This window comes from Pseudomonas sp. R84, from assembly GCF_009834515.1.
In the GTDB taxonomy this organism is placed as follows: Bacteria; Pseudomonadota; Gammaproteobacteria; order Pseudomonadales; family Pseudomonadaceae; genus Aquipseudomonas.
Genome location: NZ_CP019426.1, coordinates 1691391 through 1706426, shown reverse-complemented (window position 1 = coordinate 1706426; position 15036 = coordinate 1691391). Strand labels below are relative to the sequence as shown.

Annotated in this window: 12 protein-coding genes; 6 read left to right on the top strand and 6 right to left on the bottom strand. The window is 59.8% G+C overall.

Annotated elements, in window-relative coordinates; all coding sequences use genetic code 11:
- Positions 1-78: 78 nt before the first annotated feature.
- Positions 79-393 carry a 3-phosphoglycerate kinase gene (locus tag PspR84_RS07710; protein WP_160056632.1) on the bottom strand — a complete coding sequence of 105 codons (315 nt, stop codon included), beginning with the start codon at positions 391-393 and terminating at the stop codon, positions 79-81.
- A gap of 49 nt (positions 394-442) precedes the next feature.
- Between PspR84_RS07710 and PspR84_RS07705 the strand changes: the two genes are divergently transcribed.
- The 5 genes from PspR84_RS07705 to aqpZ all read left to right on the top strand — a co-directional run bounded on the left by PspR84_RS07705 (position 443) and on the right by aqpZ (position 5671).
- Complete coding sequence (locus PspR84_RS07705) at positions 443-1366, top strand: LysR family transcriptional regulator (RefSeq protein WP_007914443.1); 924 nt, start codon at positions 443-445, stop codon at positions 1364-1366.
- Positions 1367-1380: 14 nt separating this feature from the next.
- Positions 1381-2184 carry an alpha/beta hydrolase gene (locus tag PspR84_RS07700; protein WP_160056630.1) on the top strand — a complete coding sequence of 268 codons (804 nt, stop codon included), beginning with the start codon at positions 1381-1383 and terminating at the stop codon, positions 2182-2184.
- 3 nt (positions 2185-2187) lie between these two features.
- Positions 2188-2751 (top strand): peptidylprolyl isomerase, encoded by a 564-nt coding sequence (locus PspR84_RS07695; protein WP_122608913.1) that lies wholly within the window; start codon positions 2188-2190, stop codon positions 2749-2751.
- Positions 2752-2839: 88 nt separating this feature from the next.
- The gene (locus tag PspR84_RS07690; protein ID WP_160056628.1) at positions 2840-4672 is read left to right on the top strand and encodes an ABC transporter ATP-binding protein; all 1833 of its coding nucleotides are present in this window, start codon (positions 2840-2842) and stop codon (positions 4670-4672) included.
- A gap of 303 nt (positions 4673-4975) precedes the next feature.
- The gene (gene aqpZ / locus PspR84_RS07685; protein ID WP_160056626.1) at positions 4976-5671 is read left to right on the top strand and encodes an aquaporin Z; all 696 of its coding nucleotides are present in this window, start codon (positions 4976-4978) and stop codon (positions 5669-5671) included.
- A 114-nt stretch (positions 5672-5785) separates the two neighbouring features.
- On the opposite strand, the gene PspR84_RS07680 is transcribed toward aqpZ, so the two are convergent.
- Positions 5786-6910, bottom strand: coding sequence for a GNAT family N-acetyltransferase (locus PspR84_RS07680; RefSeq protein ID WP_160056624.1), 1125 nt, complete (start codon positions 6908-6910; stop codon positions 5786-5788).
- Between the two features lie 283 nt (positions 6911-7193).
- Between PspR84_RS07680 and PspR84_RS07675 the strand changes: the two genes are divergently transcribed.
- Positions 7194-8516, top strand: a complete 1323-nt coding sequence (locus tag PspR84_RS07675; RefSeq protein ID WP_160056622.1) for a putative porin — start codon at positions 7194-7196, stop codon at positions 8514-8516.
- 144 nt (positions 8517-8660) lie between these two features.
- Here the strand turns inward: PspR84_RS07675 and PspR84_RS07670 are convergent, their stop codons facing one another.
- The 4 genes from PspR84_RS07670 to hrpA all read right to left on the bottom strand — a co-directional run bounded on the left by PspR84_RS07670 (position 8661) and on the right by hrpA (position 15000).
- A complete protein-coding gene (locus PspR84_RS07670; RefSeq protein WP_160056620.1) occupies positions 8661-8897 on the bottom strand; it encodes a zf-HC2 domain-containing protein in 237 nt (78 codons plus the stop codon).
- Positions 8891-9502, bottom strand: a complete 612-nt coding sequence (locus PspR84_RS07665) for an RNA polymerase sigma factor (protein WP_160056618.1) — start codon at positions 9500-9502, stop codon at positions 8891-8893. The genes PspR84_RS07670 and PspR84_RS07665 overlap by 7 nt, the downstream gene beginning before the upstream one ends.
- A gap of 137 nt (positions 9503-9639) precedes the next feature.
- On the bottom strand, positions 9640-10761 hold the full coding sequence (locus tag PspR84_RS07660; protein ID WP_160056616.1) for a beta-ketoacyl-ACP synthase III: 1122 nt from the start codon (positions 10759-10761) through the stop codon (positions 9640-9642).
- Between the two features lie 327 nt (positions 10762-11088).
- Positions 11089-15000, bottom strand: coding sequence for an ATP-dependent RNA helicase HrpA (gene hrpA, locus PspR84_RS07655; RefSeq protein ID WP_160056614.1), 3912 nt, complete (start codon positions 14998-15000; stop codon positions 11089-11091).
- Positions 15001-15036 lie beyond the last annotated feature (36 nt).

Genomic DNA, 15036 nt, shown 5'->3' with positions numbered 1-15036 from the left:
GATAGCGGTGTGTCAGCTACATCTGCATTAACTGAAACACCGCTATCGCGAGCAGGCTCACTCCTACAGGGATCGGTGTTATTTCGGGACGCAGCTCAGTTTGATGCGCAGCTTGATGATCTCGCGGGTGAACTTGGCCGTGGCGTTTTTATGTTTGCCGGCTGCCACTTCGATGTTGCGGGTGCGCGGTGCTTCCGGGCCATTGCTGAACACGGCTTTGCATGTCGCATCGACGTCACCGTAGTTGGCCACCCGAATCGAGCCGATGTCGTTATCGGTGTCGAAGGTCTCGTAATCGATCTTCATGCCGTTGAGTTCTTTCTGCACATCGATCGGGTACGCAAAAGCAGTCAGCGGTAGCAGCGCCAGCAGCACACAACAGAATTTTTTCATTCGGCAGTCTCCATGAGGGACGGCCAGCTTAGGACAAGAGGAGCTATTGATGAAAGCGCCCCGCGTGACCCTTGATCAATGGCGAACATTGCAGGCCGTGGTCGACCACGGCGGATTCGCCCAGGCCGCCGAGGCCTTGCACCGTTCGCAATCGTCGGTGAGCTACACCGTCGCCCGCATGCAGGACCAGCTCGGCGTGCCGTTGCTGCGCATCGATGGGCGTAAAGCCGTGCTCACCGAGGCCGGCGGCGTGCTGCTACGTCGCTCGCGGCAACTGGTGAAACAGGCCAGTCAACTGGAAGACCTCGCCCATCACATGGAACAAGGTTGGGAAGCCGAGGTGCGGCTGGTAGTCGATGCGGCCTACCCGAGCGCGCGCATCGTCCGCGCATTGACCGCGTTCATGCCGCAGAGTCGCGGCTGCCGCGTGCGTCTGCGTGAGGAAGTGTTGTCGGGTGTAGAGGAAGTGCTGCTCGAAGGCGTGGCCGATCTGGCCATCACTGGCCTGAGCATTCCCGGCTACCTCGGCGCGGAATTGAGTGACGTCGAGTTCGTCGCCGTCGCCCATCCCGATCACCCGCTGCATCGGCTCAATCGCGAGCTGAGCTTTCAGGATCTGGAGACCCAGATGCAAGTGGTCATCCGCGACTCCGGCCGCCAGCAGCCGCGGGATGTCGGCTGGCTCGGCGCCGAGCAGCGCTGGACCGTCGGCAGCCTCGCCACGGCGGCCACATTCGTCAGCAGCGGCCTCGGTTTTGCCTGGCTGCCCCGGCACATGATCGAGCGGGAACTAAAAGATGGTTCGCTCAAGCTGCTACCGTTGGACAGGGGCGGCAACCGCAATTCCAGCTTCTATCTGTATTCGAACAAGGACAAACCCCTGGGCCCGGCCACGCAAATCCTCATCGAACTGCTGCGTACCTTCGACACCTTGCCGCTGGACGCCCCGTTCGCCGCCCCTGAACAAGCCTGACACGGAGTTCACCGATGGCGTATTTCGAGCACGATGGTTGCAACCTGCACTACGAGGAATATGGCCACGGCACGCCGTTGCTGCTGGTTCACGGGCTCGGTTCGAGCACGCTGGACTGGGAAATGCAGATCCCGGCTCTGGCCGCGCATTTTCGGGTGGTCGTCCCCGATATTCGCGGCCACGGGCGCTCGGACAAACCGCGCGAGCGCTACAGCATTGCCGGTTTCAGCGCCGACCTGCTGGCGCTGATCGAGCACTTGAACCTTGGCCCGGTGCATTACGTCGGGCTATCGATGGGCGGCATGATCGGCTTCCAGTTCGGCGTCGATCATCCGCAAATGCTCAAGAGCCTGTCCATCGTCAACAGCGCGCCCGAAGTCAAAATCCGCAGCCGCGATGACTACTGGCAGTGGTTCAAACGCTGGAGCCTGATGCGCGTGCTGAGTCTCGCGGCCATTGGCAAAGCGCTGGGCGGCAAACTTTTTCCGAAACCCGAACAAGCCGATCTGCGGCAGAAAATGGCCGAACGCTGGGCAAAAAACGACAAACGTGCTTATCTCGCCAGCTTCGATGCGATTGTTGGCTGGGGCGTTCAGGAACGACTTTCCCGGGTGACCTGTCCAACGCTCGTCATCAGCGCCGACCGTGACTACACACCGGTTGCGCTGAAAGAAACCTATGTAAAACTGCTGCCGAATGCGCGGCTGGTGGTAATCGCCGATTCGCGCCACGCCACTCCGCTCGATCAACCCGAACGCTTCAATCAAACGCTGCTGGAGTTTCTCGCCGCAGCCGATATTCAATCTCAGGATCACTGACCCATGCTGAAAAAACTCGCCCTCGCCGCTGGTACTGTGCTGTTTGCCGCCAACCTGATGGCTGCCACGCCGGCCAAAGCACCGCACGTGCTGCTGGACACCACCAACGGCCAGATCGAAATCGAACTGGACCCGGTCAAGGCGCCGATCAGTACCAAGAACTTTCTCGATTACGTCAACAGCGGCTTCTACACCAACACCATTTTCCACCGTGTGATCCCGGGCTTCATGGCTCAGGGCGGCGGCTTCACCCAGCAGATGCAACAGAAAGACACCAAGGCACCGATCAAGAACGAAGCCAGCAACGGCCTGCACAACGTTCGCGGCACCTTGTCGATGGCACGCACCTCCAACCCGGATTCGGCCACCAGCCAGTTCTTCATCAACGTGGCTGACAACGCGTTCCTTGATCCGGGCCGTGACGCCGGTTACGCGGTGTTCGCCAAAGTGGTCAAGGGCATGGACGTGGTCGACATCATCGTCAACTCGCAAACCACCACCAAAAGCGGCATGCAAAACGTGCCTGTCGACCCTGTGATCATCAAGTCGGCCAAAGTCATCGACTAAGCTGCACAGGGCGTATAGAGCGGCGTGAATTCAACCTCACGCCGCTCACACCGATAAAAGGAGAGCCCGTACTCCGGGCGGTTATCTGATGCTCTATCGCCGTTTCGAACAACTGATCGACATATTCCGTGAAGCCCCGACGGCGTCTCCGCCGGACCGCGTTCTCCCCTTCTATACCTATTACCTCAAGCAGGTCTGGCCAAGTTTTGCCGCCCTGCTCGTCGTCGGCTTGTTCGCCGCGCTGATCGAAGTAGCGCTGTTCAGTTACCTGAGCCGCATCATCGACCTGGCCCAAGGCACACCCAACCCGAATTTCTTCAGCGACCACGCCCTCGAACTGACGTGGATGCTGGTGGTTGCCCTGGTGCTGCGGCCGATCTTCTTCGGCCTGCATGACTTGCTGGTGCATCAGACCTTGAGTCCCGGCATGACCAGCATGATTCGCTGGCAGAACCACAACTACGTGCTCAAACAGAGCCTGAATTTCTTCCAGAACGACTTCGCCGGGCGCATCGCCCAACGCATCATGCAGACCGGCAACTCGCTACGTGACTCAGCGGTGCAGGCGGTGGATGCGCTGTGGCACGTGGTGATCTACGCAATCAGTTCGCTGGTGTTGTTCGCCGAGGCCGACTGGCGCCTGATGATCCCGCTGCTGACGTGGATCGTCGCCTACATCGGCGCGCTCTACTACTTCGTACCGCGGGTGAAAGATCGCTCGGTGGAGGCTTCTGACGCGCGTTCGAAACTGATGGGCCGCATCGTCGATGGCTACACCAACATCGCCACGCTGAAGCTGTTCGCCCACACCAATTTCGAACAGCATTACGCCAAGGAAGCCATCGAAGAACAGACTGTCAAAGCGCAGATGGCCGGCCGCGTCGTCACCAGCATGGACGTGGTGATCACCGCCATGAACGGCTTGTTGATCGTCGGCACCACGGCGTTGGCCCTGTGGTTGTGGACGCAGTCGCTGATCACTGTCGGGGCGATCGCCTTGGCCACTGGCCTGGTGATTCGCATCGTCAACATGTCCGGCTGGATCATGTGGGTGGTCACCGGCATTTTCGAAAACATCGGCATGGTCCAGGACGGTCTGCGCACCATTTCGCAACCGGTCAGCGTCACCGATCACGAGCAGGCCAAACCGCTGGAGGTGGCTCGCGGCGAAGTGCGTTTCGAGCACGTGGATTTTCACTACGGCAAGAAGCGCGGGATCATCGGCGACCTCAATCTGAACATCAAACCGGGCGAGAAAATCGGCTTGATCGGGCCGTCCGGCGCCGGCAAATCAACGCTGGTCAACCTGCTGCTGCGCCTGTACGACGTCGAAGGCGGACGGATTATGATCGACGGCCAGAACATCGCCGAAGTCGGTCAGGAAAGCCTGCGCGCGCGGATCGGCATGATCACCCAGGACACCTCGCTGCTGCACCGCTCGATCCGCGACAACTTGTTGTACGGCAAACCGGACGCGACTGATGCCGAGCTGTGGGATGCGGTGCACAAGGCCCGCGCCGATGAGTTCATTCCGCTGCTGTCGGACGCTGAGGGCCGCACCGGATTCGATGCGCATGTCGGTGAGCGTGGGGTGAAACTGTCCGGCGGCCAGCGCCAGCGCATTGCGATTGCGCGAGTGCTGCTCAAGGACGCGCCGATTTTGATCATGGACGAAGCGACCTCGGCACTGGATTCGGAAGTCGAAGCGGCGATTCAGGAAAGCCTGGAAACCCTGATGCAGGGTAAAACCGTGATCGCGATTGCGCACCGACTCTCGACCATCGCGCGCATGGATCGGCTGGTGGTGCTGGAGAACGGGAAGATTGCCGAGAGCGGCACCCATGCTGAACTGTTGGCTCATCGCGGGTTGTATGCACGGCTTTGGGCGCATCAGACCGGGGGGTTTGTCGGCATCGACTGACCCGTCCAGTCACCACAGCCCCCTGTAGGAGTGAGCCTGCTCGCGATAGCGGTGTGTCAGTCCCGTTAATGTCGGCTGACACACCGCTATCGCGAGCAGGCTCACTCCTACAGGTGCCATCGGCACAGGATAAAACCGCCACAGCCCTTTAACCACGGGCACTGGCGGTTTTTTTTGCATCTGGTGGAAATCCGTTAAGCCTGCTGTACTCAGCCGAGGTTCCGGAACGGAACCTGTAGTAAAGTCTGCAAGGATGCACAACTCGATGCAGTCTCGATAGCAGGGCTATCAAGGACGCCTCTCATGTCTCTGTTCAAACGTTCAGTCACTGAGTTGTTGGGTACGTTCTGGTTGGTATTGGGTGGTTGTGGCAGCGCGGTGATTGCCGCGTCTTCACCGCTGGGAATCGGGGTGCTGGGGGTGGCCCTGGCGTTTGGTCTGACGGTGCTGACTATGGCGTTTGCCATTGGCCACATCAGCGGATGTCACCTCAACCCGGCCGTATCGGTCGGGCTGTTCATTGGCGGTCGGTTTCCGGCCAAAGAGTTGCCCGCTTACATCATTGCTCAAGTGCTCGGCGCGATTCTCGCGGCGGCGCTGATCGCCCACATCGCCAGCGGCAAGGAGGGCTTCGACATCGCCGCCGGCCTGGCGTCCAACGGTTATGGCGAACACTCGCCGGGCAAGTATTCGATGGCGGCAGGGTTTGTCACTGAGCTAGTGATGACCGCGGTGTTTGTGATAATCATCCTCGGCGCCACCGATAAACGCGCACCACCCGGGCTGGCCCCGATCGCCATCGGCCTGGGCCTGACGTTGATCCACCTGATCTCGATTCCGGTCACCAACACCTCGGTCAACCCGGCCCGAAGCACGGGACCGGCACTGATGGTCGGCGGCTGGGCGATTGCGCAGTTGTGGATGTTCTGGGTCGCCCCGTTGATGGGTGCGGTGGTCGGTGGTGGGATTTATCGGTGGTTGGGCAAAGAAGAAACCTGAGGGGTGCCTGAGATCCCCTTGTAGGAGTGAGCCTGCTCGCGATAGCGGTGTGTCAGTCAACATCAATGGCTCTGACAGATCGCTATCGCGAGCAGGCTCACTCCTACAAAGGATCTATGTCTGGCGATAAGGCAAGGCTGTTTTCGCTTCTTCGGCATACGCAAGGATGCCGGCACGCTCCTGTTGCAGGAAATCCTTCACCGCTGCTTTCAGACCCGGATGCAGCAGGTAATGCCACGAATGCGTGATCACCGGTTCGAACCCGCGAATCAACTTGTGCTCGCCCTGAGCGCCAGCATCGAAACGCTGATAACCCTGGGCAATTGCATAATCCATCCCCTGATAAAAACAGGTCTCGAAGTGCAGTCGATCAAACTCCGCCAGGCACCCCCAATAGCGCCCGTAGAAACTGTCGCCACCGACCAGACTGAAGGCCATTGCTACCGGCCGTGAGCCCTGTTTAGCCAGCACCACGCGGATTGCCTCGGGCATGCGCTCGGCCAACAGACTGAAAAATTCCCGCGTCAGATACGGGGTCTGACGGCGCACCGCGTAGGTATTGGCGTAACAGGCGTAGACGAAATCCCACTGCACCTCGTCCAGCTCGCGCCCCTCCAGCCACTCAAATTCAAAACCCTGCCCCGCCACCTGCTCGCGTTCCTTGCGCATCTGTTTGCGCTTGCGCGAACTGAGCACGTCGAGAAAGTCCTGGAAGTCGCGGTAGCCGCGATTCTGCCAGTGATACTGACAGCCAATACGTTGCAGCCAACCAGGCTGTTCGGCCATCGCAGCATCGGTGAAAGCGTCGGTGAAATTGATGTGCGCGCTGGAAAGCCCTTCGATTTCCAGATAACCCGGCAGGCTCTTGAGCAGTTCGAAACCGTCTTCGACATTGGCCGCCAACAAGCGCGGGCCGCTCACCGGACTGAACGGCACAGCGGTCAACAGCTTGGGGTAGTAATCGATGCCGGCACGGGCGCAGGCGTCGGCCCAGCCGTGATCGAACACGTACTCGCCGTAGGAATGCCACTTGCGATAACTGGGTAACGCGGCGATCAGTCGATCATCTTCGATGTGCAGCAAATGCTCCGGTTGCCAGCCGGTGTGGGGGCCAACGCTACCACTGTCTTCCAGCGCACTGAGAAAGGCGTGGCGCAGAAATGGCTGGCTTTCAGGCACTAGTGCATCCCAGCTTGCCGAGGCGATTTCCGACAGGTTTTGCAGGCGTTGCAACGGCATCAACAAGCTCTCCACAACAGGACTTCAGCGCCCGGCGAGTATCGCCGATTGCGCGGCTTTGCACACCCGCAATCGGCCGACAGCGCTCTAGATCAATAGTTCAGGGCGAATCGATATCGTCATCAACCTGCCATCACTGTGCCACTGCTCTGTCATAAACCATCGCGATACTGGCGCCTGTTTTTAGAGCGCCGGGTTCTACCCGGACACTGTTTTCCGACGCTCGAATCGTCGGTTGTGCCCCGGATGGCTGTGCCATCCCCTCTCATCTTCGGAGATTGCTATGCGTCTTGCTTCCACGAAAACTGCGGCGGCCCTGTGCGGTGGCTTGTTGCTGGCCATGAGTGTTCCGGCCAGTGCTGCAGTCGACGCCAAACTGCTCGACATGCTCAAGGCTAACGGTTCCATTTCCCAGGCGCAGTACATCGAACTGCAAACTGAACTGGCCAAGGATCAGAAGGCTCAGCAAATCGCGCAGCAGGCGCAGCAAGAGACCAACGAACAAGTCGCCGCCGTTGCGAAGAAAACCAACGAAAAAAGCGTCTTCGACCAGAAACTCGCCTGGGCGGCCAAGACCCAGTTCAAAGGCGATGTGCGTATCCGTCAGGAAACCATCAAGATCGACGGCGAACCGAACAACGGCGGCCGCGACAAGGATCGTCAGCGCATCCGTGCCCGTCTGGGCGCCTACACCGAGATCAACCCACAGGTCGACACCGGCATCCGTATCGCCACCGGCGGCGGCGACGATGCCCGTTCGACCAACCAGGATCAGGACAACTACTTCGACAAGAAGCAGATCTGGCTCGACCTGGGTTACATCGACTACCACCCGGATCAGATCAAGAACCTGCACATCATCGGCGGCAAGATGCTTCAGCCGTGGGTCAGCATGGGCGACGTGATCTGGGATAGCGACATCAACCCGGAAGGTCTGGCCGTTACCTACAAATACCCGTTGGGCAGCAGCGCCGAACTGTTCGGCAGCCTGGGTAACTACAACCTCAAGGACAACGTCGACGGCGATGGCGTGCAATTCCGTCACGACCTGCGTCTGACCGCTGGCCAGTTGGGTAGCCGCTTCAACATCAGCGACAACCTGAAAGTGACCCTGGGCGGCAGCGTCTACGCCTACCAGAACGACGAAGACAGCCGCTGCACCGGCACTTCCACCCCGTGCGCCCTGGCGGTCAATGGCAACTCGGCCAACAACGAATTCCGTCTGTATGAAGGGTTCAGCCAGGTCGACATCGGCGGTCTGCCGATGCCACTGTCGTTCTACGGCCAGTACGTGAAGAACAACGACGCCGTGACCGATCAGGACACCGCGTGGCTGTTGGGTGCCAAGTCGAAAGTCTTCGGCCTGAACCTCGATTACAACTATCGTGACGTGCAGCGCAACGCCGTGGTCGGCGCCTTCACCGACTCCGACTTCGCCAACGGCACCACTGGTTCCCGTGGCCACAAGTTCAAGGTCGGTTACGACATCGACAAGAACTTCGCCATTGGCGCTACGTACTTCCTGACCAAGGCCGACTTCGCCAGCCGTACCCAGCGTGATGCTGACGCCAACACCCTGCAGCTGGACGCGGAAGCCAAGTTCTAAGAAAACAGCGACAAGCTTCGAGCAACAAACTGCAAGTCACCGCTCCCCTTGCGACTTGTCGATCGAAGCTGATTTTCCTGCAGCCCGGTGCAGTTACAGCGATCCCCATCATCCGTTCGCTGACGCTGCACCGGGCTGTGTTTTTTACGGGCTATCGTCCCGCCGCTGCGCCGCCAGGCGTTCCGCCAAGGCATCCACGCCCTCTTCCGGTTGCTCCGGCAGCGCCTTCAAGGTGGCTTGCATCAAACGCATCTGACGAATGAAACGCCGGCAGTTCGGGCAAAACATCAGGTGATGACGCACCATCCACTTTTCACGAAAGCTCAACTGGCCATCGAGATAATCGCTGGATCGTGCCACTTGCTCCTTGCAGGTCAACATTCTCCTGTCTCCTCAAAATGCTCCACGGTCGCGAAGACTTTCAGCCGCGCACGATGCAGCAGCACACGGACATTGGAGAGCGAGATCTCCAGAAGATTACAGATCTCCTCCAACTCCAGCCCCTGCCGTTCTCGCAACAGCAAAACGCTGCTTTGCAGTTCCGACAGATTCAACAGGGTGTGCTCCAGACATTCGCGCAATTCGCTCTCGGTCAGCAGCGCTTCCGGTGTGTCCTGGTGCCAGGCGAACGGGGCGACCAGCCAATGGCCGTCACCGGAAAAAAAGCGGTCGTCATCAATGGTGCCGTGGGGCGATGGCAAATCATCCATCAACACTTCGCGGCGATTCAGTTTATAACGGCTTTTGGCTGAGTTGGCCGTGATGGTCAACAGCCAGGTCTTGAGACTGGAGCGACCTTCGAAGCTGCCGATATGGCGCACGACGGAAAGCCAGGCGTCCTGCACCACTTCTTCGACATGACGCTGGCCGACAATCGCATATGCCACGGCGCGCATGGCGCTCTGATAGGTCGTCACCAGTTCCTTGAAAGCCTGTTGTTCACCTGCCAGCAGGCGCACAAGCAGTTGGGTCTCGTCAGCCGCCATCCATCAATCCCCTTGTTCCGATTTCGAAAATGACGGCGGCAGGTCTTCACCTGCCGCCATTTCCGAAAAATTACAGCGTTTGAGCCGATTCGGATGTAGGAAAAGTCGGCGCGATTAAGAGGAAATTAAACCAATTTTCAACGCTTGCGCAGAATCACGCTGCCAATCGAATAGCCGGCACCGAACGAACTCAGCACCGCCAGCGAACCGCTCGCCAGATCATCCTGATATTTGTGGAAAGCAATGACCGAACCCGCCGAACTGGTGTTGGCGTAAGTATCGAGAATCACCGGCGCTTCTTCTTCGGTGGCTTCGCGACCAAGCAACTTGCGCACGATCAGATGGTTCATGCTCAGGTTGGCCTGGTGCAGCCAGAAGCGCTTCACGTCGCCGACGTTAAGCTGGTTCTCTTGCAGATGCTCGCCAATAAGTTCGGCAACCATCGGGCAAACGTCCTTGAACACCTTGCGGCCTTCCTGCACGAACAGCTTGTCGCGGGCACCGATGCCCTCTTCCGCCGCACGGTTGAGGAAGCCGAAGTTGTTGCGGATGTTGTTGGAGAACTTGGTCAGCAGTTTGGTGCTGACCACGTCGAACTGGTACTTGGAGGTCGCTGTATCAGCGCGCTCGATGACCACGGCAGTGGCGGCGTCGCCGAAGATGAAGTGGCTGTCGCGGTCACGGAAGTTCAGGTGCCCGGTGCAGACTTCCGGGTTGACCATCAGGATCGCCCGGGCCTGGCCCAGTTGCACGCTGTTGGCCGCAGCCTGGATGCCGAAGGTGGCCGAGGAGCAGGCCACGTTCATGTCGAAACCGAAGCCCTGAATGCCCAAGGCTTCCTGGACTTCGATGGCGATGGCCGGGTAGGCGCGCTGCAGGTTGGAGCAGGCGACGATCACGCCGTCGATATCAGCGGCAGTTTTGCCGGCGCGTTGCAGGGCCTGTTCGGCAGCGCCGATGGCCATCTGGCAGAGCACCGACCATTCGTCGTTGGAGCGCTCCGGCAGACACGGAGCCATGCGTTGTGGATCGAGGATGCCGTCCTTGTCCATGACAAAGCGGCTCTTGATGCCGGAAGCCTTTTCGATAAACGCAGCGCTGGATTCGGTCAGGGCCTGGACTTCGCCGCTGGCGATCGCGTCGGCGTTGTCGGCGTTGAACTGGGCGACGTAGGTATTGAAAGACTGCACCAGCTCTTCGTTGGAGATGCTGTTGGCCGGGGTGTACAGGCCGGTGCCGCTGATGACGACGTTATGCATGGTCGTTTCTCTAATCTGTTCAGGCAGAAAGTGCTGGAACCGTCGTACCAACACACAAAGGGTCTATTCCCATCCGGGGGACGCAAACCTGGCATCGCTTTATTCCGTCTCGCACCCCGGCCGAAGGCTCTGGGTCGCGAAACCGGCGTTTATGGTCGCGAAGTTTGCCATAAACGTGGGCTTTTGGCGCCTTTCTCCTTCTAAACGCGATCCCCCTGTAGGAGTGAGCCTGCTCGCGATAGCGGTCTGTCTGCCAGTGATAATGTGACTGACACACCGCAATCGCGAGCAGGCTCACTCCTACAGGGGATTGCGTACGGCTCAAGGTCAGGGTTCGACCTGAGTCCACTGCTTGTTCAGGCGTTTGTCTGAAATCGGCGTTTTCGTGCCCAACTGCTGGGCGAACAGCGAGACCCGGTATTCCTCCAGCCACCAGCGATACAACTCAAGCTGCGGATCGCGTTTGCCTTCCTGCGCATGTTTCGCTGCGCGGGTCTGGTATTGCGTCCAGAGGCCGGCGAGTTCGCCGCTCCAGACGCGATCCTTCTGCACCTGCGCACCGAGCTTTTCGAAACGCTGCTCGACCGCCTTCAAGTAACGCGGCAACTCTTTGAGCCACTGCATCGGCGTCTCGCGGACAAAACCCGGATACACCAGATTGTTGATTTGCTGCTTGATGTCATTCAGCGCCACGGCTTGCGCCAGGTCGATCTTGCCTTTGAAGCGTTTTTGCAGACCGTGCCAGAGCTTGAGAATCTCCAGCGTCAACCGGGCCACGCGCTCGGCATGCTCGGTCCAGTTGCCGCGTTTGCGCTCGGCCAGTGCCGCCAAACCGGCGCCGTCGCGGGGCAACGGGTCTTCGCCTTCGAGAATGCAGCTGTCGAGGCTCGCCAGCAGAATGTCTTCAACCAGCGCATCAACGCGGCCCAGCTCGCGATAGAGCAAGCCCAGTTCGGTCTGCCCCGGCAACTTGCCGCGCAGGAATTTGGCCGGCTCCGCCAGTTGCTGCATCAACAACCGCTGCAACGCGCGGCGATGCTGGAACTCGGCCTCGGCCGGGGTCGAAAAGCGCCCTTCCTTGACCGTACCGCCCTCTTCGACCAGCGCCGGATACACCGTCATCGACAACCCGGCGATCTTCTGTTGAGTCTTTTCTGCCACCGGCGCGAAGACTTTCGCCTCTACCGGTTGCTGGCTTTTCGCACTTTGCGGCACGGCCAACGCGGCCTGACTGGCTTCGGCAAACCGTGCGGTCAGCTCAGCCAGATCGCGGCCTTCGCCGAGGAACTTGCCCTGGCCGTCGACGATTTCCAGGTTCATCCGCAGATGCCCCTCGACGCCTAGCTCGGCTTCTGCCCACGCCTCATCGCTGACCCGCGCGCCGGTCATGCGCAGCAATTCACGGCCCAGCGCTTGCGGCAACGAACCTTCGGCAAAGGTCATACGTTGCAAGGCAGCCTTGATGAAGTCCGGCACCGGCACGAAGTTCTTGCGCAAAGCTTTGGGCAGGTTGCGCACGAGGGCGATGCACTTGGCTTCGATCAGCCCCGGTACCAGCCATTCCAGGCGCTCCGGCGGCAGCATCGGCAACAGCGGTGCCGGTACGCGCAGGGTCACGCCGTCACGCGGGTGATTGGGTTCGAAGTGATAGGTCAGCGCCAGTTCCAGATCACCGATGTGCAGGGTGTCCGGGTAATCACGCGCGGTGACTTCACTGGCCTCGCGAGCCAGCACGTCTTCTTCGCGCATGATCAGCAGTTGCGGGTCTTTCTGACTGTTGATGCGATACCAACTGTCGAAGGTCGCAGTCTGGTGAATCTCCGCCGGCAAACGCGCGTCGTAGAACGCGTACAGGGTTTCTTCGTCGGCAAGAATGTCGCGGCGACGGGCCTTGGCTTCCAGTTCGTCGAGCTGTTCCAGCAGTTGTTTGTTGGCGCTCAGACACTTGGCTTTCGACTGAATCTCGCCACGCACCAGACCTTCACGGATAAACAGCTCACGCGAAACCACTGGATCGACCGGACCGTAATGCACCGGGCGGCGGCCGACCACGATCAGCCCGAACAGGGTGATCTGTTCAAACGCGACGACCTGGCCGCGCTTCTTCTCCCAATGCGGTTCGAAGTGGTTTTTCTTGATCAGGTGCCCGGCCAGCGGCTCGATCCAGTCGGCGTCGATCTTGGCGACCATGCGCGCGTAGAGCTTGGTGGTTTCCACCAGTTCGGCGGTCATCAGCCATTGCGGGCGCTTCTTGCCGATGCCCGACGACGGGTGAATCCAGAAACGCCGCTGACGCGCACCAAGATAATCGCCGTCCTCGGTTTTCTGACCGATCTGGCTGAGCAAACCGACCAGTACCGCTTTGTGCAGTTTCGGATAATCCGCCGGCTCTTTGTTAAGGCTGAGCTGCATGTCACGGCAGATCAGGCTCAACTGGCGGTGGGAATCGCGCCATTCGCGCAAGCGTAGATAGTTGAGGAAATTCTTGCGGCACCAGTTGCGTAGCGGACTCGCGGTCAACGCCTGGCGCTGCTCTTCAAAGCCACGCCACAGATTCACCAAACCGGCGAAGTCCGAATCGATGTCTTTCCATTGCGCGTGGGCCTGATCGGCGGCTTGCTGACGCTCCGGCGGCCGCTCGCGCGGGTCTTGAATCGACATCGCACTGGCGACGATCAGCACTTCCTGCAGGCTGCCGAGCTTGGCCGCTTCGAGCAGCATGCGGCCCATGCGCGGGTCGACCGGCAAGCGCGCCAACTGCCGACCCAGCGGCGTCAACTGACTGTTGCGATCGACTGCAGAGAGTTCTTGCAGAAGGTTGAAACCGTCACTGATCGCCTTGCCATCCGGCGGTTCAATGAACGGAAACGCGGTGATCTCGCCGAGGCGCAGATGCAGCATCTGCAGGATAACTGCCGCGAGGTTAGTGCGCAGAATCTCCGGATCGGTGAATTCCGGGCGCCCGTTAAAATCTTCTTCGCTGTACAACCGAATGCAAATGCCCGGCTCGACCCGACCGCAACGGCCTTTACGCTGATTGGCGCTGGCCTGGGAAATCGCTTCGATCGGCAGGCGCTGTACCTTGGCGCGGTAGCTGTAGCGGCTGATGCGTGCGGTGCCGCTATCAATCACATAACGGATGCCTGGCACGGTCAGCGAAGTCTCGGCGACGTTGGTCGCCAGCACCACGCGACGGCCCGGGTGCGACTGGAAAATCCGCTGCTGCTCGGCCGGCGACAGGCGCGCGTACAGCGGCAGGATTTCAGTGTGTTTGATTTGTGCCTTGCGCAGCATGTCGGCAGCGTCGCGAATCTCACGCTCGCCGGGCAGGAACACCAGCACGTCACCGGGACTGCGGCGTTCGCTGCGCTCATAGGCGGCGATTTCGTCGAGGGTGGCGAGGATCGCTTGATCGACGGTCAGGTCATCCTCGACGCGGTTGCCCTCTTCGTCCTGCTCGAGCGTCAGCGGGCGATACCAGGTGTCCACCGGGAAGGTACGGCCCGACACTTCAACAATCGGCGCATCATCGAAGTGTTTGGAGAAACGCTCCAGATCGATGGTCGCCGAGGTGATGATGACTTTCAGATCCGGGCGACGCGGCAGCAGGGTTTTCAGGTAACCGAGCAGGAAATCGATGTTGAGACTGCGTTCATGGGCTTCGTCGACGATGATCGTGTCGTAGCGTTCGAGGTAGCGATCGTTCTGGGTTTCCGCGAGCAGGATGCCGTCGGTCATCAGCTTGATCAGGGTGTTGGAATCGCTTTGATCCTCGAAACGTACCTGATAGCCGACCAGCGAACCGAGCGGCGTGCCGAGTTCCTCGGCAACGCGGCTGGCGACGCTGCGTGCGGCGATTCGGCGCGGTTGCGTGTGGCCAATCAGACCGTGCTGGCCGCGACCGATTTCCAGACAGATTTTCGGCAACTGGGTGGTTTTACCCGAACCGGTTTCGCCGGCGATGATCAGAACCTGATGCTGCTCCAGCGCCTTCTTGATTTCGTCACGCTTGGCGGCGATCGGCAAACTGTCGTCGTAACGAATCACCGGCAGGCTCGCCTTGCGCGCCAGCACCTGATCACAGGACGCCTGCATGCGCGTCACCCACTGGGCCAGCTTGGCCTCGTCGGGTTTCTTGCGCAGCTCAAGCAACTGCCGCCGCAGCCGGTGACGGTCGGCGAGCATGGCGTGATCGAGGTTTTTCAGCAGTTTGTCGATGGAGGGCGATTCGTCGGTCATCGGGTAGGCAATTCGGTCGTCTATTTATGCAGGGGG

Bases quoted from the DNA above. Each gene is read 5' to 3' on its own strand.
- PspR84_RS07710 (WP_160056632.1), bottom strand. From the start codon at position 393: ATGAAAAAATTCTGTTGTGTGCTGCTGGCGCTGCTACCGCTGACTGCT.
- PspR84_RS07705 (WP_007914443.1), top strand. From the start codon at position 443: ATGAAAGCGCCCCGCGTGACCCTTGATCAATGGCGAACATTGCAGGCC.
- PspR84_RS07700 (WP_160056630.1), top strand. From the start codon at position 1,381: ATGGCGTATTTCGAGCACGATGGTTGCAACCTGCACTACGAGGAATAT.
- PspR84_RS07695 (WP_122608913.1), top strand. From the start codon at position 2,188: ATGCTGAAAAAACTCGCCCTCGCCGCTGGTACTGTGCTGTTTGCCGCC.
- PspR84_RS07690 (WP_160056628.1), top strand. From the start codon at position 2,840: ATGCTCTATCGCCGTTTCGAACAACTGATCGACATATTCCGTGAAGCC.
- aqpZ (WP_160056626.1), top strand. From the start codon at position 4,976: ATGTCTCTGTTCAAACGTTCAGTCACTGAGTTGTTGGGTACGTTCTGG.
- PspR84_RS07680 (WP_160056624.1), bottom strand. From the start codon at position 6,910: ATGCCGTTGCAACGCCTGCAAAACCTGTCGGAAATCGCCTCGGCAAGC.
- PspR84_RS07675 (WP_160056622.1), top strand. From the start codon at position 7,194: ATGCGTCTTGCTTCCACGAAAACTGCGGCGGCCCTGTGCGGTGGCTTG.
- PspR84_RS07670 (WP_160056620.1), bottom strand. From the start codon at position 8,897: ATGTTGACCTGCAAGGAGCAAGTGGCACGATCCAGCGATTATCTCGAT.
- PspR84_RS07665 (WP_160056618.1), bottom strand. From the start codon at position 9,502: ATGGCGGCTGACGAGACCCAACTGCTTGTGCGCCTGCTGGCAGGTGAA.
- PspR84_RS07660 (WP_160056616.1), bottom strand. From the start codon at position 10,761: ATGCATAACGTCGTCATCAGCGGCACCGGCCTGTACACCCCGGCCAAC.
- hrpA (WP_160056614.1), bottom strand. From the start codon at position 15,000: ATGACCGACGAATCGCCCTCCATCGACAAACTGCTGAAAAACCTCGAT.